The 22,920-nt window shown below is 47.0% G+C and carries 19 protein-coding genes; 7 read left to right on the top strand and 12 right to left on the bottom strand.

All coding sequences use genetic code 11. The features are described from left to right. Nucleotides 1-98: 98 nt before the first annotated feature. Nucleotides 99-1,001 carry a sugar phosphate nucleotidyltransferase gene (locus MYF79_RS09545; protein WP_247813629.1) on the bottom strand — a complete coding sequence of 301 codons (903 nt, stop codon included), beginning with the start codon at nucleotides 999-1,001 and terminating at the stop codon, nucleotides 99-101. Between the two features lie 185 nt (nucleotides 1,002-1,186). Here MYF79_RS09545 and MYF79_RS09540 point away from each other — a divergent pair, with 185 nt between their 5' ends. The 4 genes from MYF79_RS09540 (at nucleotide 1,187) to MYF79_RS09525 (ending at nucleotide 7,706) form a co-directional block, all read left to right on the top strand. Further along, a complete protein-coding gene (locus MYF79_RS09540) occupies nucleotides 1,187-2,527 on the top strand; it encodes an alpha-L-fucosidase (RefSeq protein ID WP_247813627.1) in 1,341 nt (446 codons plus the stop codon). A 25-nt stretch (nucleotides 2,528-2,552) separates the two neighbouring features. Beyond that, on the top strand, nucleotides 2,553-4,910 hold the full coding sequence (locus tag MYF79_RS09535) for a family 20 glycosylhydrolase (RefSeq protein ID WP_247813625.1): 2,358 nt from the start codon (nucleotides 2,553-2,555) through the stop codon (nucleotides 4,908-4,910). Nucleotides 4,911-5,589: 679 nt separating this feature from the next. After that, a complete protein-coding gene (locus tag MYF79_RS09530) occupies nucleotides 5,590-6,489 on the top strand; it encodes a 1-aminocyclopropane-1-carboxylate deaminase/D-cysteine desulfhydrase (RefSeq protein WP_247813624.1) in 900 nt (299 codons plus the stop codon). Nucleotides 6,490-6,932: 443 nt separating this feature from the next. Further along, entirely contained in the window at nucleotides 6,933-7,706 is a 774-nt protein-coding gene (locus MYF79_RS09525) for a hypothetical protein (RefSeq protein WP_247813622.1), read from the top strand. Nucleotides 7,707-8,032: 326 nt separating this feature from the next. On the opposite strand, the gene lipB is transcribed toward MYF79_RS09525, so the two are convergent. After that, nucleotides 8,033-8,749 carry a lipoyl(octanoyl) transferase LipB gene (gene lipB, locus MYF79_RS09520; RefSeq protein WP_247813620.1) on the bottom strand — a complete coding sequence of 239 codons (717 nt, stop codon included), beginning with the start codon at nucleotides 8,747-8,749 and terminating at the stop codon, nucleotides 8,033-8,035. Between the two features lie 407 nt (nucleotides 8,750-9,156). Here lipB and MYF79_RS09515 point away from each other — a divergent pair, with 407 nt between their 5' ends. After that, the gene (locus tag MYF79_RS09515) at nucleotides 9,157-10,227 is read left to right on the top strand and encodes an RluA family pseudouridine synthase (protein WP_247813618.1); all 1,071 of its coding nucleotides are present in this window, start codon (nucleotides 9,157-9,159) and stop codon (nucleotides 10,225-10,227) included. Between the two features lie 104 nt (nucleotides 10,228-10,331). Beyond that, entirely contained in the window at nucleotides 10,332-11,957 is a 1,626-nt protein-coding gene (locus MYF79_RS09510) for a gliding motility-associated C-terminal domain-containing protein (RefSeq protein ID WP_247813617.1), read from the top strand. A 79-nt stretch (nucleotides 11,958-12,036) separates the two neighbouring features. Here the strand turns inward: MYF79_RS09510 and MYF79_RS09505 are convergent, their stop codons facing one another. The 9 genes from MYF79_RS09505 to MYF79_RS09465 form a co-directional block, all read right to left on the bottom strand. Further along, nucleotides 12,037-12,966, bottom strand: coding sequence for a hypothetical protein (locus MYF79_RS09505; protein ID WP_247813615.1), 930 nt, complete (start codon nucleotides 12,964-12,966; stop codon nucleotides 12,037-12,039). A 27-nt stretch (nucleotides 12,967-12,993) separates the two neighbouring features. Beyond that, nucleotides 12,994-13,824, bottom strand: a complete 831-nt coding sequence (locus MYF79_RS09500; RefSeq protein WP_247813613.1) for an anti-sigma factor domain-containing protein — start codon at nucleotides 13,822-13,824, stop codon at nucleotides 12,994-12,996. Between the two features lie 2 nt (nucleotides 13,825-13,826). Then, entirely contained in the window at nucleotides 13,827-14,378 is a 552-nt protein-coding gene (locus MYF79_RS09495; protein ID WP_089832245.1) for an RNA polymerase sigma factor, read from the bottom strand. Between the two features lie 222 nt (nucleotides 14,379-14,600). Further along, nucleotides 14,601-15,470, bottom strand: coding sequence for an anti-sigma factor domain-containing protein (locus MYF79_RS09490; RefSeq protein ID WP_247813612.1), 870 nt, complete (start codon nucleotides 15,468-15,470; stop codon nucleotides 14,601-14,603). Between the two features lie 4 nt (nucleotides 15,471-15,474). Further along, nucleotides 15,475-16,023 (bottom strand): RNA polymerase sigma factor, encoded by a 549-nt coding sequence (locus tag MYF79_RS09485; RefSeq protein WP_199657537.1) that lies wholly within the window; start codon nucleotides 16,021-16,023, stop codon nucleotides 15,475-15,477. A gap of 67 nt (nucleotides 16,024-16,090) precedes the next feature. Then, on the bottom strand, nucleotides 16,091-16,669 hold the full coding sequence (gene def / locus MYF79_RS09480; protein ID WP_199657538.1) for a peptide deformylase: 579 nt from the start codon (nucleotides 16,667-16,669) through the stop codon (nucleotides 16,091-16,093). Nucleotides 16,670-16,779: 110 nt separating this feature from the next. Further along, nucleotides 16,780-17,190 (bottom strand): Holliday junction resolvase RuvX, encoded by a 411-nt coding sequence (ruvX, locus tag MYF79_RS09475; RefSeq protein WP_199657539.1) that lies wholly within the window; start codon nucleotides 17,188-17,190, stop codon nucleotides 16,780-16,782. A gap of 9 nt (nucleotides 17,191-17,199) precedes the next feature. After that, nucleotides 17,200-18,066 (bottom strand): UbiA-like polyprenyltransferase, encoded by an 867-nt coding sequence (locus tag MYF79_RS09470; protein WP_247813610.1) that lies wholly within the window; start codon nucleotides 18,064-18,066, stop codon nucleotides 17,200-17,202. After that, the gene (locus tag MYF79_RS09465) at nucleotides 18,063-18,602 is read right to left on the bottom strand and encodes an RNA methyltransferase (RefSeq protein ID WP_247813608.1); all 540 of its coding nucleotides are present in this window, start codon (nucleotides 18,600-18,602) and stop codon (nucleotides 18,063-18,065) included. Before MYF79_RS09465 ends, MYF79_RS09470 begins: the two co-directional genes overlap by 4 nt. A 120-nt stretch (nucleotides 18,603-18,722) precedes the next feature. On the opposite strand from MYF79_RS09465, the gene mutS reads away from it, so the two are divergent. Beyond that, the gene (gene mutS, locus MYF79_RS09460; RefSeq protein WP_247813607.1) at nucleotides 18,723-21,296 is read left to right on the top strand and encodes a DNA mismatch repair protein MutS; all 2,574 of its coding nucleotides are present in this window, start codon (nucleotides 18,723-18,725) and stop codon (nucleotides 21,294-21,296) included. Between the two features lie 35 nt (nucleotides 21,297-21,331). Here the strand turns inward: mutS and MYF79_RS09455 are convergent, their stop codons facing one another. After that, nucleotides 21,332-22,645, bottom strand: a complete 1,314-nt coding sequence (locus tag MYF79_RS09455) for a cytochrome c (protein WP_247813606.1) — start codon at nucleotides 22,643-22,645, stop codon at nucleotides 21,332-21,334. Nucleotides 22,646-22,920 lie beyond the last annotated feature (275 nt).

Here is a 22,920-nt window from a genome sequence, read left to right as displayed (position 1 = left end):
CGCAAACAAACCCTTACTTTTTGAAGATATTTAAATAAAACCCAGTTTGTTTAGTAAAAATCCACACAAATAGCAAAAATATTACAATTCTTCAGGCTCTATTTCCAGAGGTTGTCCGGATATTCCCCACTTTTTACCAGTGCGGAGAGGCTTTCCTGTACGCCCGGTGCATCTTCTTTATACGTTACACCGAACCACTGGGCAGCCGTAGGGATGACATTTACCACGCCCAGCTTGTTTTTGATGAAGTGATCCACCACGATAGGAATGAAGAACTCTGATTTCGGCTTATCACCATCTTTCTGTAAGAAATCTTTGAAAAGATTCTGGCTCAGATCAAATACTGACGGATGGAAACCCCAGAAGTTCATAGAAACCGGTGTATCAGGAGACATTGCATGTTTGCTGCCGTCAGCATCTTCATACACGATCTGATCGCCGTCTTTGTAAACCTTGGTCCTTTCATTGATGGCTGCCAGGTTGCTATGGCTGTCAGCTGCACATACGCCGCGGGAAACAGAACCATGCTCGCTGATAGTTTTGCTCAGCTGGTACCCGATCACGCTGTACACGTCAGGTTTTGCGTCATTCTTCAGGAAAGCGGCTGCTTTTTCAAAAGAATCACGACCATAGAAATCATCCGCATTGATCACCGCGAAAGGCTCCTTGATAGCATCTTTCGCGCATAATACCGCGTGTGCCGTTCCCCATGGTTTGGAGCGGTCAGCCGGCATCGGATAACCATTCAGATATGCACCCATCTCCTGGTATACATAATCCGTAGCTACGCGTCCCTTCAGTTTTGGTTCAAAGATCTCTTTGAATTCTTTTTCAAAATCCTTCCGGATAATGAACACTATCTTGCCGAAACCGGCACGGATAGCATCGTAGATGGAGTAATCAACAATTGTTTCACCACTGGGGCCGAACTGCTGTATCTGTTTTAAGCTACCATAGCGGCTAGCCATTCCTGCAGCTAGGATCAATAAAGTTGGTTGCATTTATAGACTTGTTTTTTGTGTTTTCATTTCTTGATGAATTTCCCGGCGATAAATTTAATCATTAAAACTATTTTCACGTCTTCTTTTTGTTACCATACTGTTACGCCTGATGGGGCATCAAGATAACAAATCCCGTACCAACCGGGGAAGCCAGCTTATTATATAATTAATTCATGCAAATATAAATGAAACGATTCCTATTGTCAGCCGTACTGACACTCTCCGTATTCCAATCTGCCAAAGCCCAGCAAAACATCCAGCCAGCAGCTATTCAGGACAAAATGCAGTGGTTTGCCGACGCAAAACTGGGCATTTTCATTCACTGGGGTATCTATTCCGTACTGGGTGTGGATGAATCATGGTCCTTTTACAACAAAAAGATTGCTTATCCTGACTATATGAAACAGCTGAAAGGCTTTACAGCCCGGCATTACCATCCCGAAGAATGGGCTGCTCTGATCAAAGAATCCGGCGCCCGCTACGCTGTTGTCACTACCAAACACCACGATGGCGTTGCTTTATGGGATACTCAATTGAGTAAGCTCGACATGCCGGGCAGCACTCCTGCCAAACGTGATGTACTCACTCCCCTATATACGGCATTGCGGCAACAAGGGATTAAAGCCGGCGCATATTTTTCCCTGATCGACTGGAGTTATCCCGACTATCCGCAGTTCCTCAAAGACAGCAGCCGCTATGATGCCAAAAAAGATCCTGCCCGCTGGCAACGCTTCCTCCACTACTACCAGGGGCAATTAAAAGAGGTCATGCAGCAATATAACCCTGATCTGTGGTGGTTTGACGGCGACTGGGAGCATAGTGCGGAAGAATGGGAAGCCGTAAAAATAAGGAAGATGCTTACAGACCATAATCCCAGCACTATCATCAATGGCCGCCTGCGGGGATATGGCGACTATGACACTCCTGAACAGAACTTCCCTGTGTCCAGGCCTAATTTCAAATGGTGGGAGCTCTGTATGACCATCAACAACAACTGGGGTTACCACCCAGACGATACCAATTTCAAGACGCCTTATGAAGTCATTACCATCTTTGCAGATGCTATCAGCAATGGTGGTAATATGCTGCTGGATATTGGCCCGGCAGAAGATGGAACAATTCCTGCAGCAGAAGTGACTGTATTGAAAGAGCTGGGGGCCTGGAATAAAAAACATGCAAACGCCATCTTCAATACAGTGGCGGGTATTCCGGCCGGACATTTCTACGGGCCTACCACTTTATCAAAAGATTCCAGTACCTTATACCTGTTCCTGCCTGGCAATATAAGCGGACAGGTAATGGTGAAAGGGCTGGTCAACAATATTAAAAAGATAAGCGTAGTAGGCAATGGACAGGCACTTTCGCACAAGATTGTAGGTAAAATATCCTGGAGCTCAGTACCAGGCCTGGTGTACATCGACGTGCCTGCTGCCGTGCAGGATAAATACATGACCGTACTGGCCCTCGAACTGGAAGGCCCTGTGAAATTGTATCGTGGCAAAGGTGGATTTCTGACGAATGAATAGGAACAATCATACTAAGACCATGCATATGAAGAGATTATTCTTGTCAATTCTCGCGGCACTCTCCGTCCTGAACGGAATGGCGCAGCTGAAAACAGGCGATATCACCATCATCCCTGAGCCGGTGCTCCTCACTTCCATGCCGGGCAGTTTTGTGTTGAATGAAAAAGCAGCGATACATTACAGCGGACAGGCTGCCGGTAAAATAGCTGGTTTCCTGAATGACTTCCTGCAACGCAGTTATAACTTTAAACTACCGGTAAGCGGGTACCCGACTAAACGCGTCGCTGCCGCACATCCGATGATCATACTTGTGGAAGCCGCCAGCGCCAAGCCGGATGGCTATATACTGGAAGTGAATACCGGCCGCGTTTATTTGCAGGGTGATGCAAACGGATTATTGTATGGCCTGCAAACCTTATTACAGCTATTCCCGCTGAATAAAATGATCGCGCCGGACCCCTCCGGGAATAAGACACAGGACTCTGTAAAACTGCAGCAGTTATATGCAGCTGGTCAGCATGCTGCAATCCATTTGCCCGGCGTCAGGATCCAGGACTATCCACGTTTTGCCTATCGTGGTATGATGCTGGATGTTGGTCGCCATTTCTTCCCTCCCGCGGCTGTCAAGCAATTCATCGATATGCTGGTGCTGTATAAATTCAACCGCTTCCACTGGCATCTGACAGAAGACCAGGGCTGGCGTATCGAAATAAAAAAATATCCGCGTCTGCAACAGATTGCTTCTGTCAGAAAAGAAACGATCGTGGGGCATCACCGCCGCAGTACTACTTACGATGGTAAACCCTACGATGGTTATTATACCCAGGATGAAGTGCGCGATATTGTGAAATATGCGGCTGAGAGAAATATCACTATCATCCCCGAAATAGAAATGCCGGGACATTCACAGGCGGTACTGGCGGCCTATCCGCAATTTGGCAATACGGGTGGCCCTTATGAGGTACGTACCACCTGGGGAATTTCGAAAGATGTGTTAAATCCTGCGAATGATTCTGTGTTCACTTTCCTCCAGGATGTACTGACAGAAGTAATGGATCTTTTCCCGTCACCATACATTCACATCGGTGGTGATGAATGCCTGAAAGACCGCTGGAAAGAATCGCGTGAAGTGCAGCAGCTGATCAAAAAACTGGGGCTGAAAGATGAACATGACTTGCAGAGTTATTTCATCAATCGCATAGAGAAATTTGTAAACAGTAAAGGCAGGAGCATCATTGGCTGGGATGAGATACTGGAAGGCGGTCTTGCTCCCAATGCCACCGTCATGAGCTGGCGTGGCGAAGAAGGTGGTATTGCTGCGGCTAAGGAAAAACACGACGTCATCATGACGCCGAATACTTATCTCTATTTCGATTATACACAGGGCCAGCCTGCTACTGAGCCGCTCAATGCAGCGGCATATCTTCCGCTGAAAACAGTCTATAACTACGAGCCCTTGCCTCCATCCCTAACACCTGCCGAACGGCAGTATATAAAGGGCGTGCAGGGCAATATCTGGACGGAGTTCATACCTGATCAGCAGATGCTCGACTACATGGTATGGCCACGCGCCCTGGCTTTGTCGGAAATTGCCTGGTCGCAGCCAGGGAAGAAGAACTACCTTCGTTTCATGCGCAAACTACCGCTGGAACTGGCGCGGCTCAACAATGCGGGGGTGAATTTCCGCATTCCGGAACCGGTAGGGCTGGAAAGTAAAGTAGTGACAACTCCTGCTGTAACGGTCACTTTGAAGCCTCCGGTGAAGGGTAGTTTTATTTACTATACTACTGACGGCTCTCAGCCGGGAACACGGAGCAGGCCTTATACACAGCCATTCGAGCTCTCTGTTCCCGAGAATGGTACTGCGCTTGTTCAGTGTATCGTAGTATTACCTTCAGGGCGTATCAGTCCCTTATATAGCGCTACCTATGTACGTAAGCCATACCTTCCTGCACTGACTGTTAAGCCGGGGAAGAAAGGTGTACGGTTCTCGCTTGTTAATAACACCTTTGCCAATGCCCGCCAGTTACCGGTTCCAGGTGATAGTTCCGGTATATTACCGGCTATAGATATTCGTCCCCTGGCCTTAAAAAATGGTGGGGTTACTTTTAGCGGGTATGTGAATATACCTGCGGACGATCTGTATGAGTTTCATCTGAACAGTGATGACGGAGCGGTCTTTTATGTGGATGATCAGGTTGTCGTAGATAATGACGGACAACATGACCTGCAGGACAGAAGTGGGTTCTTACCTTTACGGAAAGGATTGCATAAGATCAAAGTGCAGTATTTTAATGTGGGTACTGGTGCTTGGCTGGATGCGGGGATATATAGGGATAGGGAGAAACTGAATCCGGCGGAGGTGTTGTATACGGGGCAGTGATGATGCTGTGTTCTCAGCCTGTGATGATATTCTGCTGCCAGCTTTGCTTTGATGATGTTGTGCTACCGGCGTTATGTTGACGATGCTGTACTGCCAACGCTGTGTTGACCACGTTGTGCTGGCCAGCGTTATGTTTACGATGTTATGCTGATAATGTTTTGTTGTTTAACTGTTGTGTTGGTGGTTTTGTGGAAGACACCAACGGTTTCAGAAGGGACGGCGGTCGGCGCCTCTTTGTCAGGAATGCTATTGAACGCTGTCAAGCGTAGGAGCTATTTGATCTTTATTTAGCTTCATCAAGCGTAGGTCAAAGAGCCGAAGGCCCGCCATCTCCTCCTGAAACCCTTGTTCTTCCAGAGTTTTAATTAGGGATAAGGTAGCCCGGTTTATATTGCTGTTTACATACCTGAGTTCCTCTTTCTTACTGTCGTTATATAACCAGGTTCGATAGATCTCACTATAGTTGCATATATCAGGTTAACAGATATATCAGCGAGCCAAATGATATTATTTAAAGCTTCCATTTTAACCTGGCAACAAAACTGTAGTTGTTCTCCTTTCGTTTTTGCTTTTTTATTTCTTTTCATTTCGCTTTTGCCTTTATTGAACCTTACTTTTGTATGGCCTTACTTTGTTGGGCGTTTCCTTTGCTTTTATTTTTCCTGAATGCTGCTCTAAAATGAACATACAACTGGATTATAACAATATTATTCTCCAAACCATCTCCCCTTCATGGTTGCCTGATAATATCCGGGCATCTGTGTTACGTCTCGATCTTTTGCATCCGGAGGTATCGGGGAATAAATGGTTTAAACTACGTTATAATCTTGAGGAGGCTATTGCTCAGGGGAAAACACGGATACTCACTTTCGGTGGAGCTTTTTCTAATCATATTGCTGCTACTGCCGCTGCTTGCCGCTTGGCTGGTATTGCCTGTACCGGTGTTATAAGGGGAGAACGTCCCGCGGTTTTAAGTCATACGCTGCAAGAGGCCTCTGCAAAAGGAATGGATTTACACTTTATTAGCAGGGAGGCATACCGCCTTAAGAACGAGACCGATTGGAATGCCCTCTATCCCGATGCCTATGTAGTACCTGAAGGCGGGAATAATGCCCTGGGAGCAAAGGGCTGCGAGGAAATATGCTCATTGGTGCATGATACATCCTTTACGCATATTGCATGTGCAGTAGGTACCGGTACTACACTGGCGGGACTGATCAACAGCGCTTCCCCTCAACAGGAGATACAGGGTTATGTCGTGCTGAAAGGCGCTGCTTACCTTGAACACGAGATACAATCACTATTGCATCCTGCCACCTCTGGTGCTACCCTGCCCCACTGGCAATTATTGCATCAACATCATGGCGGAGGATATGCAAAAGTGTCGCCCGCGTTAACAGCATTTATCACGCAGTTCTATGAGGAAACACAGATCCCGCTGGACATAGTTTATACCGGGAAGTTATTGATGGGCTTCAGACAGGATGTGCTGGATGGTATGTATTCCAAAGGGAGTAATATACTACTTATTCATACGGGAGGTTTGCAGGGCAATCCCCCGGCAGATGCAGCTACCTGACACGGCATGCTGCATACATTGTCACTGATGTTGTCAGGCCATCGGCTATGGTCTTATTCCCATTCCCAATGGAATCATTTGTATCGGGGAATCACCTGCCCATTTTTGCACTTGAGGCAATGTTGAATGGCGTATTTTTTAGTGTTCCGGATCAGAACACATTAAGATACGGGTTGTGACCCGGACTGCGGTCGTGCACATAATACCTTAAACGTTCAGCAGCCGGAGAATGCAGATGGTGCCTTCCGGGCTCTTCTTCAAATGTTAAAAGCTTTGTTAATAGCATCTTGTTACACTAACTCCATATAGCAGATTTGTTTATATTTACGCCGTTCACTATTTTCAATCGTCTATTCATTATTTTTGCCAACTTAAGAGGAAAACCAGTGTTTTTTTGTGAGAACTCAAAGCATTGGGAAGTATGGTTACAGGAATTAGCATCTATGAAGCAGTTGTCGCGTACTATTCTATTCGCAGCATTTTTTGCAGTATTTATAACGTCAGGATTTTCAGTTAAGGCACAGACGACCACAACACCGCCGGTATTTCCAAACTTCTCTGCACTGATCAAAACAGGCAAGATCCAGCTTGATCTCCTGTCAGGTTTCAGAGATGTCAAATTTATAGGGGTTCAGCGCTCACTCGATAGTGTGCTGAACTTCAGCACAATTGGTCTTATAAACGATCCAAACGAACTCAGGCTGAGCTACCAGGACATTAAACCGCTCCCGGGGTCCAATTATTACCGCCTCTTCGTCCAGTTCAATAACGGACGCTACCTTTATTCCAAGATCATACTGGCCATTCCCGACAGCACCATTGACGGTAGTAAAAAACTGCAGCTGGCTGACGTAAAAGAGGCGATTGCAGCCGCTAAAGAGGCTGGTGTAAGTACGACACCCAACGGAACGGGAAAAGAGAAAAATGCGCCTCCCAAAGAGGAAAAAATAGTATGGCACCCATCCAACTATGTTTATACCACGGCAGATGGAAATGTTAACATCAAACTGCCGGATGCTCCGGCAAAAAGATACAGTGTAAAATTCTTCGAGCCCGACGGGTCCTTCCTCTTTGAGATAGGGGAAGTAAAAGAGCCTTTCCTCATACTTGAAAAAGCCATCTTTATGCACGCCGGCTGGTTCAATTTTGAAATTTACCAGGACGGTAAACCTTATGAGAAGTGGAACCTCTTCATTCCGCTGAACTACAGGAATTGATCTTCTCAGTTAAGCAAAAGAACCCATTGTATTACTGACTGTGACAGAAGGGCTTATACCGCTGGCAGGGCTGCAAGCAATATTCACTGTCTGTCAATACATAACGATATGGAATCCGGTATATTCTTCCCTGAATATGCTTTGATTGTACTTGAGATATATAGTAGAGTTCCGGTCGAGATTCGGTCGAGGTAGCCTCATCCTCCCTTAATCTTCCGTTCCGGAACGGAAGATTAAGGGAGGATGAGGCTACCTCGACCGAATCTCGACTGAAGATGAACCGAAATTCAGGCTCCCTTTAGTCAAGGTGGCAAACCAGGCACCCTTTAATCCATAATCATCTCGGCTTCAAACACTTCTGCAAAGTACTTACTTATTTTAGACTTTACTTCCGCTTCTGATACTTCGTGCCCCAGTTCTTCATGCATAGAAGCAACCTTCTTGTCGGAGATGCCACAGGGAACTATATTGCCAAAATAGTTCAGATCGGTATTTACATTCAGTGCAAAGCCATGCATGGTCACCCAGCGGCTGCAGCGTACTCCCATAGCACAGATCTTTCGGGCGCGGGCAGGGTCTTGCGGGTCCAGCCATACGCCGGTCTCACCCGCAGAGCGGTCGCCTTTAATACCATAGTCTGCCAGTGTACGGATGATCACTTCCTCCAGGAAACGGAGGTATTTACCAATATCTGTAAAGAAATGCTCCAGGTCAAGGATAGGGTATCCTACCACCTGCCCGGGACCATGATAAGTAATGTCGCCTCCCCGGTTGGTATTTGCAAAGCTGATACCCTTATCCTGCAATTGATGGTCGTCCAGCAGGAGGTTCTCCATATGGCCGCTCTTTCCAAGGGTGTAAATATGCGGATGCGCGCAGAATAACAGGTAATGGGTCGTTTCCTTCGCCTGACCGGCCGGTACCTCCCCTTTCGCCAATGCCTGCTTGATACATACATTCTCTTGTAAAAGCTGCTCCTGGTAATCCCAGGCCTTCTGATAATCAATGATTCCCAGGTCGTTCGTGTGGATCTTCTTGTTCATATTGCAGGCACAAAAGTACGGAATTAGTTCTTGTCCCTTAGGTTGATATCACTCTACTCCTCCCTCCAAATGATGGGCTAGGCGCCTGAGAGGCCAGGAAATCCATTGCATTACTTCGGGCATCGTGAACATATACATCGGGCATATGGGAATGAACAAATGAAATGCACCGTCATGGAGGAAAGTCGGTACGCCGCTCCTGTAACGTATTCGCAAGGAAATATAGCTCCGTTTTGGAGTACGTTTTGTTTGCAACTAATATATTAGTTGCACAGGCCTTAAACCCATGTCAGTAAAGGAATTTCAGCCATTATGTGCATTGTGCATTTTGTTTGCACACTCTCACTTCCCACAATCTGTGGACATGCGCCCGGCAATCCTTACCTTTGCAAAAATTTTGAATCCTCATGGCGGAAGAACTGATTGAACTTGACGATGAACTGGAGAACGGCGAAGGCAGCGAGGAGCTGTACGAACGGGTTAACATTGTAGCGGACAAAGGACAGGAACCACTTCGGGTGGACAAGTTCCTTATGAACCGGGTGGAAGGGGCTACCCGCAATAAAATCCAGCAGGCCTGTGACAATGGCATGGTCATCGTCAACGATAAACCAGTGAAATCCAACTATAAGGTGAAGGCACACGACCGTATTGTGGTGTTCTCCAATAAGAACCCGGAAAATACAGAAGTGATTCCCGAAGAGATCCCGCTGGACATCGTTTATGAGGACGAAGATCTGATGGTAATCAATAAGTTACCGGGAATGGTAGTCCACCCAGGTTGCGGAAATTATACCGGCACCCTGGTCAATGGCCTGGCCTGGTACCTGGGAGACCGTACCACAACACCGGTACCCGAACCGGCGATTCCACGCTTCGGCCTTGTACACCGTATTGACAAGAATACCAGCGGATTATTGGTGGTTGCAAAGTCGGACAAGGCTATGAACGACCTGGCCAAGCAGTTCTTCGACCATACCGTTCAACGCCGTTATATGGCCCTCGTATGGGGTGATTTTGAGGAAGATGAAGGCACTATTGAAGCACATGTGGGACGTCATCAACGTTTCCGTAAGATCATGGACGCCTACCCTGATGGAGAATATGGCAAGGAAGCTATCACCCATTATAAGGTGCTGGAACGTTATAACTATGTGACCCTCATCGAGTGCCGCCTGGAAACCGGGCGTACCCACCAGATCAGGGTGCATATGCAGCACATAGGGCATTCCCTGTTCAATGACGATACCTATGGAGGCAACCGCATCCTGAAAGGGACCATCTTTGCCAAATACAAGCAGTTTGTGGAAAACTGCTTCGAAATTATGCCACGCCACGCCCTGCACGCAAAAACACTGGGGTTCATACACCCGCGTACAAGGAAACCTATGCATTTTGAGAGTCCCTTACCGGACGATTTTAAAGCCGTTCTGGAGAAATGGAGGAGATATGTAAGTGCCAGACCACTTGAAGATTAAATCTCATTAAAAATTAAAAATATATCACTTTTTCATTTAATTTAGCAACTTACCCATGTCCCTCCATGAGAAGCCTATATCTATTAATCGCGGTTTTAATAACCATGCTTGGTGCATTTAATGCCCAGGCACAGACACAATTTACGTATTCAACAACCTGCCAGAATGATAGTGTTAGATTCGAAATTGCGCCGGCGGACCTTGCAGGGATTGATTCTGTTCATTGGTACTTTGGTGATCCGGCCTCGGGCTCTGCGGATACTTCGCGGAAGATAAAAGGCGCACACCTCTACAATACTGTCAGTACCTATACTGTGCAACTGATCGTCTTCAGAAACGGCGTTCAGGAGATATCCACTAAAAATATCAGCATCGTAGCTCCTGTTATTTACGACTTTGGCCCTACGGACCAGACTATCTGCGACAGTACAACCATCACCCTTACGGCGCCTACCGTAGCCGGGGCTGCCTATGAGTGGCAGGATGGATCTACTAATCAAAGTATACTGGTAGATACCATGGGGACCTATAAGGTGAAGATCAATGGTTGCCTGGTGCCCGATTCCGTCAACGTGTTCTATACACCGGTCCCGCAGCTCGATCTGGGCGACAGCAGCCTGATACTCTGTATTGGCGAAACGCTGGAACTGGATGCTACCGCCCAGAACTGTACCTATCTCTGGAGCACAGGCGATACCACGCCTAACATCATTGTACACAGCGATGTGGCAATGCCGTCTACGCAATACATCGTGACTGCCGATGCAAAAGGTTGTGGCCTGTACCGCGATACGATCTACATCGCATTTGCCGGTCAGCAACATCCGTTCTCATTGGGAAGAGATACGATCTTGTGTCCCGGGGAATCCATCACACTCGATGCAACCACGCCGGGAGCTACTGCCTACCGCTGGAGCAACAGGGCCACTACACCCACAACGACCATACGAAGTCGGTGGGATCTTTGGGTCTTTGTGAATATCAACAATACCTGCGAAGTGCTCGATACGATCCTGATCCGTTATAAACCGGACGAGAACCTGGATCTGGGTAATGATACCGTGGTGTGTAAGGGAGAGACGCTGGTGCTGAAGGCCGACTTTGGAACTGCCTCCTACCGCTGGCAGGATACTTCCAAACAGGCCACCTACTATGTGCGGGAAACGGGGTACTACTGGGTGCAGGCGAAGGTAGGACGTTGTATAGACAGTGACACCATCCACGTACAGTTTGAAGATACATTACGTACGAATTTAGGACCCGATACCCTGTTATGTATAGGTGAGGTATACAACCTTCACCCTGACGGCGCCGGTATGCAATATAAATGGCAGGACAGCTCTTCGCTACCGCTCTTTCCGGTCACCCAGGCAGGGCATTATGCCATCGTGGCAACGAACAGTTGCGGACAATCAATAGACGAGGTAGACATCACCTTCCAGGAATGTGGTTGCCAGGTATACCTGCCAACGGCCTTTACGCCCAATGCAGATGGTTTGAACGACTACTTCCGACCGAAATTCCGATGCGCTATTTCCGACTTTGAGCTGGTGCTCTTTAACCGATGGGGACAGCGGATCTATTATACAACAGACCCTGGCGTTGGATGGAAAGGCACCTGGGACAAAGGGAGAGTACCGGTTGGAACATATGTGTGGGTAATGGACTATAAGATAGTGGCAACGGGAGAGAAAGTGAAGAAGACAGGTTCGGTAACGGTGATCTACTAAATAACTTGCATAAAAAAGAGAGGCTGACGATATGCAGCCTCTCTTTTTTTATTGTTACTACTGATCGTTTATGTTTAGCTTATTCCGTGAAGCTGTGGAACCTGGCGATAAATTGCGCTGTTTCCCGCTTCTTGAACGGAACGTCCCAGGTACCATCGTAAGTGACCAGTGCGGGAATAAGCAGTCCCTGTTGTTTGGTCATCTGTACATTCATTTTTACGTTGAAATCGAAGACCAGTGTTTTATAAGAGAGAGAATAGATGCGGCCTACGATCTCAAAGTTATCCTTGTTAAAATAAGTGATCAGCTCATTGATCACTACGTCTCCCCTGTCCAGGCTGTTAAGATGAGGTTTCGCTTTGGCGGTAAACACATAGCAAGGTACGTTTGCATAACTTTCTGAGGTAATAGAGAAGTCGTACAATCTCATTACCTCCGGGTCAAAAATAGCTACCTTACCTCCTACAATAGGAACTCCTCTTACAGGCTTGCCCGGATTAAAGATCAGTTGCTTCAGCTGGTTCTTATGCCTGGCCATACTACCTTTGGATCTTTCCGGCTCCTCACCACTGGCATCAACACATACCGTCCCCTGGGTAAAAAAGAGGTTACCATATAATTCGGCTGTGTAATAGTTGTATTGCCCTTTCTTGTCAAAGAAATCGCCGGTGACATCCTGGCTGAGCACTTTCATGCTGCGGCATCTGCCCTGCATGGTTTGCAGTGTCTGGCTTTTGAGAGAGGCCTGCACCTGGTTATGCTTGTCGTAAATACGGATGTCATTGTCGGCAGTATATCCCAGCAGCCGCAGGTTTTTAAAGGCACGATAAAAGGTGGTATCATCTTCCACTCTTTTAATGAAGCTGTTGACATCGAAACCAATACGTTTAGCTTCAACGATCACTTCATCGAGGTTAATGGTCATTCCCTTGTATCTGGCAGTATCCTGTGCATAGGTTTGCTGAAAGAAGAAGAACAGTGTGATAGTATAGAACCAGAGTTTTCGCATCCTGCGAAATTATATATTTTACGCATTTCAGCTGGCTTTTCCTGCTACATACATCTGGTCTAAAGTAGGAACAGGGCTTCCGCCTTTTTTCTCAAGGGTGATAGCAAACATTTCGGCATTATCGATGGACTTCATTTTTTGCAGAAGCTCATGTGGATTGCTCATTTCAAATACGCCCATATCAACGGGCTTGCCATCAACGATGGCCCAGAGCTGATATTGCTTGTCGGCAGCGGGTTCCGGAAGATTGTTCACCATGATGAACACCTCCTTTGACTGCTGGTTCCAGTAAACAGTGGCCAATGCAGTAGGAAAAGGCTTGGTGCCCGGCATCTTTACCGCCTTCATCGCGGGATTCTTCATGAGGTCGATGGATTGTTCCATCTGCTCGATGCGGGTCCTGTAACCGTCAGACTGTGTTGCCAGTGTATTATGTGTTGAGAGTAATGCTTCGTAGCGGCCTTTGTAATCATTGGCCTGTCCGTAGAATACATAGTTATACCACAGGCTGCCGAGCAGGAGGACGATAGCGGCAGCTGCTACCCAACGCCAGGCGCTGCTTACATATGTTCTTGTTTCGGGAAATTCGTCAGTTACCGGTTCTTCGAAGGCGCCATTTTCACGCGCAGTCTCTTCGTTGATGATAATATGGAAAATACGCTGTTTGAGCTCGGCCGGGGGTGTTTTGGATTGCAGGGTAACATACTGTTCCATATCCAGCTGGCAGTCGTTCACTGCAGCTGCTACTTCCGGATATTGCGTCATGCCACGTTCCAGCTCCTGTATTTCGTTGGAGGTAGCTAGTCCACTTACATAAGCTTCTATCAGTCCGGACGATATGAAACGTGATGCGTCCACTCTTATACTAATTTTAACAAGTTCCTTAATTGAATGATAGCGTTCCTCATCCTTGTTTTCACGGTACCCAACGGGATTTCCAGCACCTTGGATATTTCTTCCTGGGTACATCCTTTATAGTACGCTAAGTCAATGATGATTCGTTGTTCCTTGGTTAATTTTTCAAGCACCTTTGAAAGTCCAAGATGGTCAACGGATGGGAGTACAGTTAAATTACCTGTATATAAATGTACGTCATCTCCAATGTCTTGGATTTTCTGATCCATTTTATGTGCCTTGGAACGGAGTGTATCAATTGCGGAATTGCGTGTAATATTGAGCATCCAGGTAAACAGACGTCCCTTGCTTTCGTCATACCTGTCTATGTTACGCCATATTTTTAGGAACACTTCCTGCAGCACATCATTCGCATTACTTTCGTCGTTGAGCACCTTTAGCGCTACACCGTACAAAGCGGGGGAATAACGGTCGTAAAGGTAGCCGAATACCTTCTGGTCTTTGGCTTTGAGGCCCTGCACCAGCTCAGATTCCGTATATGTAAACGCGGATTCCAAAACAGTTAAAAATTTTGTTAAAAATACTTTTCAGTGTGCTCCACAATTTAGCTGCAGGTGCTACAGTATGATTGGAACTGTTACCGGTACAACTTGTTGTTACAATCCTAATAAGTCCTGATATATGGTTAATGGGAATGCAATATTAAAGGAAAGATAGCAATTATTACGGAATAATTGATAATGAGCGATCTAGTGTGAGAATGAGTAAGTAAAGGGATATCAGCCAGCTACTTTTCCGGCTACAAACATCTGTTCCAACGTCGGTGAGGGGCTCCCACCCTTTTTCTCAAGGGTTACGGCAAAAACCTGGGCATTGTCTACCGCCTTTACTTTCTGTACGGTATGGGCTTTACTGCCCAGCTCAAATACGCCGGCATCAATAGGTTTACCATTTACGATGGCCCAAAGCTGGTATTGTTTATCTGCAGGGGGTTCGGGTAATGCCTGCGCGAGAATGAAGGTTTCTTTGGATTGCGGGTTCCAGCAGATGGTGGCCACTATGCCGGTATGTTTACCAACGCCCGGCATGCGTATCCATTTGAAGGATGGATCTTTCATGACACCATTTTCTTTCTGGGTAAAGTCCAGCTGTTCCTTCAGGGCATCCTTCTCAGCCAGCAGGGAGGCCTGCTCTGCCTGAAGTGAAGAAAGCTGCTGTTGATAACTATTGGAATTGCCGTAGGAAACGATATTCATGACCACGCTGCCCAGCAGCAGCACGATGGCCGCGGCAGCACTGTATTGCCAGATCTGGAGCTGAGACAGGTTCAGGCCCAGGCCAGATCCTGTATTTTCTGAAAATGTATCTTCGTCGGAAGCGGCTGTGATGGTTTCGGGTTCGGCGCTAACAGGATCTTCAGCTTCATTTTTGTGTAAGCGTTCCATTATCTGGCGCTTAATACCGGCGGGAGGCTTGGCAGCCCAGAGCTGTATATAGCGCTCCATATCCACCTGTACAGCGTCTGCAAGCGCTTTAACTTCAGGATATTGCTGGATGGCGCCGAGCACCTCACGCGATTCTGATTCTGAAAGTAACCCCGTGACATGGTTCTCAATTAAACCGGACGATATGTAACGTTGAACATCCACTTGCTTACATCTGTTTTAAAATATTCCGCAATTGTATGATCGCATTACGCATCCTGGTCTTCACCGTTCCCAAAGGGATATCCAATATCTTCGCAATTTCTTCCTGCGTACACCCTTTATAATAAGCCAGGTCTATAATAACACGTTGTTCCCTGCTCAGCTGTTCTACCACCTTTACCAAACCAAGATGATCCACCGAAGGGTGGATGGCCAGCTGATCTGATGCAAGTCCATTGCCCCCTAATTCACTGGCCTTTTGTCCCATTTTATGGGCCTTTGAGCGAAGCGTATCAATAGCAGTATTCCGCGCAATGTTCACCATCCAGGTGAAAAGGCGGCCTTTGTCGGAGTCATAGCGCTCAATGCCGCGCCAGATCTTGAGAAAGATTTCCTGCAGCACATCGCCGGCAATAGTTTCGTCATTAACCACTTTAAGGGCTATGCCGTATAAAGCCGGGGAATAATGATCATATAAGTACCCGAAATGTTTTTCGTTCCTCGCCTTCAGGCCAAGTACCAATTCGGATTCTGTATATGTGACTGCTGCTCCCAATGTATTGTATTAGTTTGCAGGCACTAAAGTAATAGGGATTTTTAACATTACAAAATTTTCACTTATTTTATTTGTGAAATATCATTTTGTAATCTACGCTGATCTTGCCTTTTGTGATGTCTTCCAGTTTGCCTTTCAGCATCCTTCTCTTTAATGGCTTCAGGTGATCGATGAACAGTTTACCATCAATATGGTCGTATTCATGAAATATAACACGGGCAGTTACGCCTGTGAAAGTCTTTTCCTGTGGCTGGAATTTCTCATCTACATAACGGATTGTTACGGTTTCCGGGCGGTAAACGTCTTCACGGATCTTAGGAATGCTCAGGCATCCTTCATTATAAGGCCATTCTTTACCGCCGGTGCTTACAATATGCGCATTGATAAATACCTCTTTCGCGCCATTATCGCCAGGATATTCATTCTTCTCATCCTCTTCCAGATTGTTGATGATCTGCTCACTATCTATTACAAAAAGACGGATCGGCCTGTTGATCTGCGGCGCTGCCAGTCCCACCCCATTAGAAGCGTACATGGTTTCCCACATATTGGCAATAAGTTGCTCTAACTGAGGGTAATCAGGAGTTATATCTTCACACATTTTCCGTAATACCGGATGACCGTAAGCAACTATAGGTAGAATCATTGTAAAAAATTTTCAAAAATGCAAAGGTAAGTATCAATCGGGAAATAGGGATCAGGAATTGAAATGCAGTGAGTAAATGTCACTGCACTACATAAGCCCCGAACTTTCAATTACTTATACTGCAAATACTCCTGCAGGATGATCGTGGCGCTGATCTCATCGACGAGACCCTTGTTTTGCCGGTCCTTCTTTTTCAGCCCGCTGTCTATCATAGACCGGAAGGCCAGTTTAGAAGTGAAGCGTTCGTCCACTTTCTTTACCGGTATCTGCGAAAAATTCTTCTGGAGGATGCGCACACATTCTGTTACAAGGGCAGTAGCATCTGTAGCCTCGCCGTCCAGGTTCTTTGGTTCCCCTATCAGGATCAGTTCTACTGCCTCCAGGGCCAGGTATTTCTTGAGATAAGGGATCAGGTCGTGCGTAGCCACCGTGGTAAGGCCGGAGGCAATCATCTGCAGCGGGTCTGTTACTGCAAGACCTGTTCTTTTTTTCCCGTAATCTATTGCAAGGATGCGCGCCATAAGAATAAGTTAACCGATGATAAACATGTCGGCAATGGCGAATACGGCAAATACCACGCTGGCAATACCATTTGTAGTCATAAAAGCGATGTTGACACGGCTGAGATCATTGGGTTTTACCAGCAGATGCTGGGAGATCAGCATCACAACAAACACCAGTGCGCCGATTGCATATAACCAGTGAAAACCACCATAGAGCCCGATAATAATGGCCAGTACACCTGCTACCAGGTGCAAGGCCTCAGAAAAATGCAGTGCCCCTGCTTTTCCCAGCCAGGTGGGAATAGAGTTGAGGGAGAGGGAACGGTCGAAATCTTCATCCTGTAAAGAATAAATAATATCGAAACCTGCTACCCAGCAAAGTACAAGACAGGACAATAATACCGGCAATACCGCAAAATGACCTGTCACCGCCAGGTAAGCGCCCACCGGCGCCAGGGATAAACCCAGCCCCAGCACCATATGACACAGGGCTGTGAAACGTTTGGTATAGCTATATCCCAGCACTACCAGCAAAGCTACCGGCGACAGGATAAAACACAATAAGTTGATGAACCAGGTGCAGCCGATGAACAACAGGCAGTTCACGATGACAAAGGTCAGCGCATTCTTTTCTGTGATCACTCCCCGGGGAATCTCCCTGTTCACGGTACGTGGATTTTTCCGGTCAATATCCGCATCCAGGTAACGGTTAAACGCCATCGCTGCACTGCGGGCAAATACCATACACAATACTACCAGCAGAAATGACTGCCAGCTGAAAGAGTTGCCTGTTTTGGTGGTAGCGATAAAAAAGCCTGTAAGCGCGAAAGGCATCGCGAATATAGTGTGACTGAATTTTACCAGCGAGAGGTATTTATTAACCGTTACGATCATTGTGCCTGTTTTTTCATTTTTACAAATATATCCCAAACCACAATACCAGTGCTCACAGAGATGTTTAAGGAATGTTTCATGCCGGACTGCGGTATTTCGATGCAAGCATCCACCAGTTTCATGACTTCTCCATCTACGCCCGTTACCTCGTTGCCGAACACCAACGCCAGCGGCCGACCGGCTGCCGGCTCAAAGGTATCCAGCATAACGCTGTTCTCCGCCTGTTCTATCGCCATAATAATATATCCCGCCTCCCGGAGTGCCGTTACCGCTTCCACCGTTGTGGGAAAGTACTGCCATTCAACAGTTTCGGTAGCGCCTAAAGCTGTTTTCTGAATATCGCGGTGAGGAGGAACGGGGGTATATCCGCATAAAACGATGCCCTGTAACAGGAATCCATCTGCCGTACGGAATACCGATCCTACATTATGCATACTGCGCACATTGTCCAGTACCAGCACCAAAGGTGTTTTATCTGCCGCCTTGAACTGGTCCACCGTTTTGCGGCCAAGTTCATCCATGCTTAATTTTCGCATTTTGCAAAAATACGATAAAATGAGTAGTGTACCGGTATGTGCACATCTGCCCTTCAGCACGTCCCGACATTATTATATATTTGCCGAATGGCAAAAAGCAAATCAGTAGAAACCCCTCTCATGCAACAGCATAAGGCTATTAAAGCCCGATACCCGGACGCCGTGCTGTTGTTCCGCGTGGGAGATTTTTATGAAACTTTTAATGAGGATGCGATCATTGCGTCCAAAGTACTAGGTATCGTGCTCACCAAAAGGGCAAATGGTTCGGCATCTCAGCAGGACCTGGCAGGTTTTCCACATCATTCCCTGGATACCTATCTCCACAAGCTGGTAAAAGCAGGCTACCGTGTAGCGGTATGCGATCAGCTGGAAGATCCCAAAGCGGCAAAAGGTATTGTTAAACGCGGGGTGACCGAAATGGTGACTCCCGGTGTGGCCGTCAACGACAAGATCCTCGAAAATGCCAGCAATAACTTCCTGGCGGCAGTGCATTTCGGTAAAGACCAGACGGGAGTATCCTTCCTGGATATTTCCACCGGAGAGTTCTTCGTTGCCCAGGGCAGCCTGGAATATGTGGATAAACTCCTCCAGAGCTTCAAACCCGCAGAAGTCATCTTTGCCCGTCAGCAGCAGAAACATTTCAAGGAGCAATTCGGCTCTAAATTCTATACATATACAATGGAAGAGTGGATCTTCACGGCTAACTATGCCCATGAGATCCTGCTTAAACAGTTTGAAACACACAGCCTCAAAGGTTTTGGTGTGGAAAGCCTTTCCGAAGCCATCATTGCGGCCGGCGCCGCCCTGCATTACCTGCGCGACACCGAACATCCGCACCTGCAGCACATCACCGGTATTCAACGGATAGAACAGGACGACTTCCTCTGGATGGACCGTTTCACGATCCGTAACCTGGAATTGTTAGGCAGTAGTGTTGAAAACGGGAATACGCTGCTGGCTACCCTCGACAGCACCGTGACCCCTATGGGCGCCAGGCTGCTGAAACGCTGGCTGATACTCCCCCTGCGGGACATCAACCAGATCAACGAGCGACTCGATGTTACCGAGTTCTTTATTAAACAGGCAGACCTCTCCCGCGATCTGCTGGCGCATCTCAGGCAGACCGGCGATCTGGAACGTCTTGTATCCAAAATACCGCTGCGGAAGATCAACCCACGGGAGGTCATGTCCCTGGCCAAAGCACTGCAACAAGTAGAAGGTGTTAAGCAGCTATTGGCGCAATCAGGGCATCCTTACTTAACACAGCTCAGTGAAAAACTGGACCACTGCCCGGGCATCCTCTGCCGCATACTGGAACAGATAATGGAAACGCCACCCGTACTTGTCAGCAAAGGCAGCGTGATACAGAACGGCGTACATCCGGAACTGGATAACCTCCGTACCATTGCCCATTCCGGAAAGGAATACCTGCTGCGCATCCAGCAAACAGAATCTGACGCTACCGGCATTCCAAGCCTGAAAGTAGCTTTCAATAACGTATTCGGTTACTACCTGGAAGTAACAAACGCCCATAAGAACAAAGTGCCGGACACCTGGATCCGCAAACAGACGCTGGCCAATGCAGAACGCTATATCACTCCGGAGCTGAAAGAATATGAAGAAAAGATAGTAGGTGCTGAAGAAAAGATCCTGGCCCTGGAAGCACAACTGTTCGACGATCTGCTGCTGGCCCTGCAACCTTATATCCAGGCCATCCAGCAGAATGCGCAGCTGCTGGCACGTATAGACTGCCTGCTGAGTTTTGCGCACAACGCCATCCACTATAAATACCGTCGCCCTAATGTTACGGACGGTTATCACCTCGACATCCGCGAAGGCAGACATCCAGTTATCGAACGCGGTTTACCGCCGGGTGAAAGTTATGTGGCGAACGATATATTGCTGGATAAAGATCAGCAACAGATCATTATCCTGACAGGTCCTAACATGAGCGGTAAATCAGCCCTCCTGCGTCAGACAGCGCTGATCACACTGATGGCCCACATGGGCAGCTTTGTGCCTGCGGCAGCAGCTGAAATAGGATTGACAGATAAGATATTTACCCGCGTCGGTGCTTCTGATAACCTGAGTGGCGGCGAATCCACCTTCATGGTTGAAATGAATGAAACTGCCAGTATTATCAACAATATCACATCACGCAGTCTTGTGATACTCGATGAAATAGGCCGTGGTACCAGCACTTATGATGGTATCTCTATTGCCTGGAGTATTGTGGAATACCTCCATGATATGACATCGCACAAGCCTAAAACGCTTTTCGCCACGCACTATCATGAACTGAATGAGCTGGAGAACAAGCATAGCCGTATCAAGAACTTCCATATTACCAATAAGGAATCCGGCAACAAAGTGATCTTCCTCCGTAAACTGGCGCCAGGCGGCAGCCGTCATAGTTTCGGTATTCATGTGGCCCGTATGGCTGGTATGCCGCCACAACTGATACAGCGCGCCAATGAAGTGCTGGCGCACCTGGAAGAGAAGCACATCGATGCGCCGCTGGAGAAACATATGAAGGATATTGCCACACCACCGCCCAAGGTACAACTCAGCATCTTCGACGCGCATAGCGATACCTTTAAACAGATCAGGGACATGCTGGGAGATGTGGATATTAACAGACTGACACCCGTGGAGGCCTTGCTGAAGCTGAATGAGATTAAGAATCTGATATAATAAAAGAGGGCTCGTTTAACACGAGCCCTCTTTTATTATTTACGTTTTATTTCCGTTTCCTCATCCCCTTTCTCATAAGGGATTGTCATCATGATCATCGTCATCATTTCATCTTTCGTTCGCATTGCACCATATACCAGCTGAGGCGGGAAAGACGGATTGGATGCGTTATTCACAGTATTATCATATGTACCTTCGATAGTAAGCACAGTACCTTTCGGGATCTTTATCAGTTTCGGGAACCAGTACACCTCTTGCCAGTTGAAATCCCACTGTGGAATAGAGACTAATCGTATCGTATCTTTTTCCGGCGTTACGGCATATGCTTTGAATGTCTTACCCAGCAGGTGCATATGCGGCCATACATACATAAGCGACTGTGTTTCGGGGATCTTCACATTCAGTTTAAAGCTCTTCTCCACATTGGCAGGAATATAAAAGAAAGGCTCGATATCCTTCTCCCCTACTCCACCCGAGCCATATGTTGTCGCTTTTATGAAACGCTTTACCGGCTTCTTTTTGAAGAAGAACTGTACGCCGCTGATCACCTCTTCATCTTTCCCCACAGGTGCATAGTGTACTGTCAGCAACACCACGCCCCGTTTAGGCATGACCCAACCCATATCCTCAGGATAAGACTCATAGCTGCTGCCAGGTATCCATCCACCGAAATACTTCATCATTTTTCGGTAGCTGACATATTGCTGGTAGTAATCAAGATGCGACTCCGTATTATCGACATAGTCTGCCGTATTGTACAAGTCAGCATCCGGCACATCATCTATTTCATAGTTGGCGTGATGGATCACCTTCTTGTTGTTCGAAGTAAATTCTATGGCTTCTACAGCAACGGAATCCGGCAGTTCAAAAGGTAATTTATAAACGATGAAACGTTCAACGTTATCTCCTTTCAGTACATAGGACGATTTCATTCTGAGCACAAGGTCGGGCTCGCGGTTGAATAGGGTGCCACTTACAAAAGCCGGCGCTGCTTTTTCCGTGCTTTCTCCCCTGGGCATACCGTGCTCCGCCCATTCTCCGATCAGCCTGATCTCTTCGTCTGACAGTTTTCTTTCATTGGCAAAACCTACATAATGAGGATCTGGCTTCCAGGGCGGCATATAATGGTTTTCTGTCACCCGTTTTATAAAGGACGCTCTTTTGGCAACCTCCTCGTAAGTGAGGAGAGAAAACGGCGCCGCTTCACCCTGCCGGTGACAGGGAGTGCAATTGCGGTGAATGATGGGGGCAATATGTTGCGACCAGGTGATCTGCTGAGCAGAAACGTTGCATATAAATAAAGGAAGCACCAGATAGCAGCAAAGCGATATAAAACCTTTTGAGAACATTCTCTGATGGTAAAAAGATCAGTAAAGAAATGTGGGCTATAACCAGAGTAGGTAACGCTTTGATGTAAACCTGGCAAGGAACAATATTCTCACCTTAAACAACTGGTATAGCAATTAAATTATAGGACCTGACTGTACGAGGTCATCTGTAAAGACGATCATCTATAGACTGTGGCTGATAAATAGTTCATTTTTTTCACAAAATAAAAAACTGATTCCATATAATATAAAAATTCACCCTGATTGTGATCATTGGGAAATGGAATAGTTAAAAA

Origin of the sequence: Chitinophaga filiformis, from assembly GCF_023100805.1 — a bacterium.
Classification (GTDB): domain Bacteria; phylum Bacteroidota; class Bacteroidia; order Chitinophagales; family Chitinophagaceae; genus Chitinophaga; species Chitinophaga filiformis_B.
Note: the sequence above shows the minus strand (reverse complement) of the source record. Positions and strands in the feature narration are given on the sequence as shown.

Coding starts and splice junctions, on each gene's coding strand:
- MYF79_RS09505 (WP_247813615.1), bottom strand. CDS start 12,966: ATGCGAAAACTCTGGTTCTATACTATCACACTGTTCTTCTTCTTTCAG.
- MYF79_RS09515 (WP_247813618.1), top strand. CDS start 9,157: ATGGCGGAAGAACTGATTGAACTTGACGATGAACTGGAGAACGGCGAA.
- MYF79_RS09525 (WP_247813622.1), top strand. CDS start 6,933: ATGAAGCAGTTGTCGCGTACTATTCTATTCGCAGCATTTTTTGCAGTA.
- lipB (WP_247813620.1), bottom strand. CDS start 8,749: ATGAACAAGAAGATCCACACGAACGACCTGGGAATCATTGATTATCAG.
- ruvX (WP_199657539.1), bottom strand. CDS start 17,190: ATGGCGCGCATCCTTGCAATAGATTACGGGAAAAAAAGAACAGGTCTT.
- MYF79_RS09465 (WP_247813608.1), bottom strand. CDS start 18,602: ATGCGAAAATTAAGCATGGATGAACTTGGCCGCAAAACGGTGGACCAG.
- MYF79_RS09455 (WP_247813606.1), bottom strand. CDS start 22,645: ATGTTCTCAAAAGGTTTTATATCGCTTTGCTGCTATCTGGTGCTTCCT.
- def (WP_199657538.1), bottom strand. CDS start 16,669: ATGATTCTACCTATAGTTGCTTACGGTCATCCGGTATTACGGAAAATG.
- MYF79_RS09545 (WP_247813629.1), bottom strand. CDS start 1,001: ATGCAACCAACTTTATTGATCCTAGCTGCAGGAATGGCTAGCCGCTAT.
- mutS (WP_247813607.1), top strand. CDS start 18,723: ATGCAACAGCATAAGGCTATTAAAGCCCGATACCCGGACGCCGTGCTG.
- MYF79_RS09530 (WP_247813624.1), top strand. CDS start 5,590: ATGAACATACAACTGGATTATAACAATATTATTCTCCAAACCATCTCC.
- MYF79_RS09470 (WP_247813610.1), bottom strand. CDS start 18,066: ATGATCGTAACGGTTAATAAATACCTCTCGCTGGTAAAATTCAGTCAC.
- MYF79_RS09540 (WP_247813627.1), top strand. CDS start 1,187: ATGAAACGATTCCTATTGTCAGCCGTACTGACACTCTCCGTATTCCAA.
- MYF79_RS09510 (WP_247813617.1), top strand. CDS start 10,332: ATGCTTGGTGCATTTAATGCCCAGGCACAGACACAATTTACGTATTCA.
- MYF79_RS09535 (WP_247813625.1), top strand. CDS start 2,553: ATGAAGAGATTATTCTTGTCAATTCTCGCGGCACTCTCCGTCCTGAAC.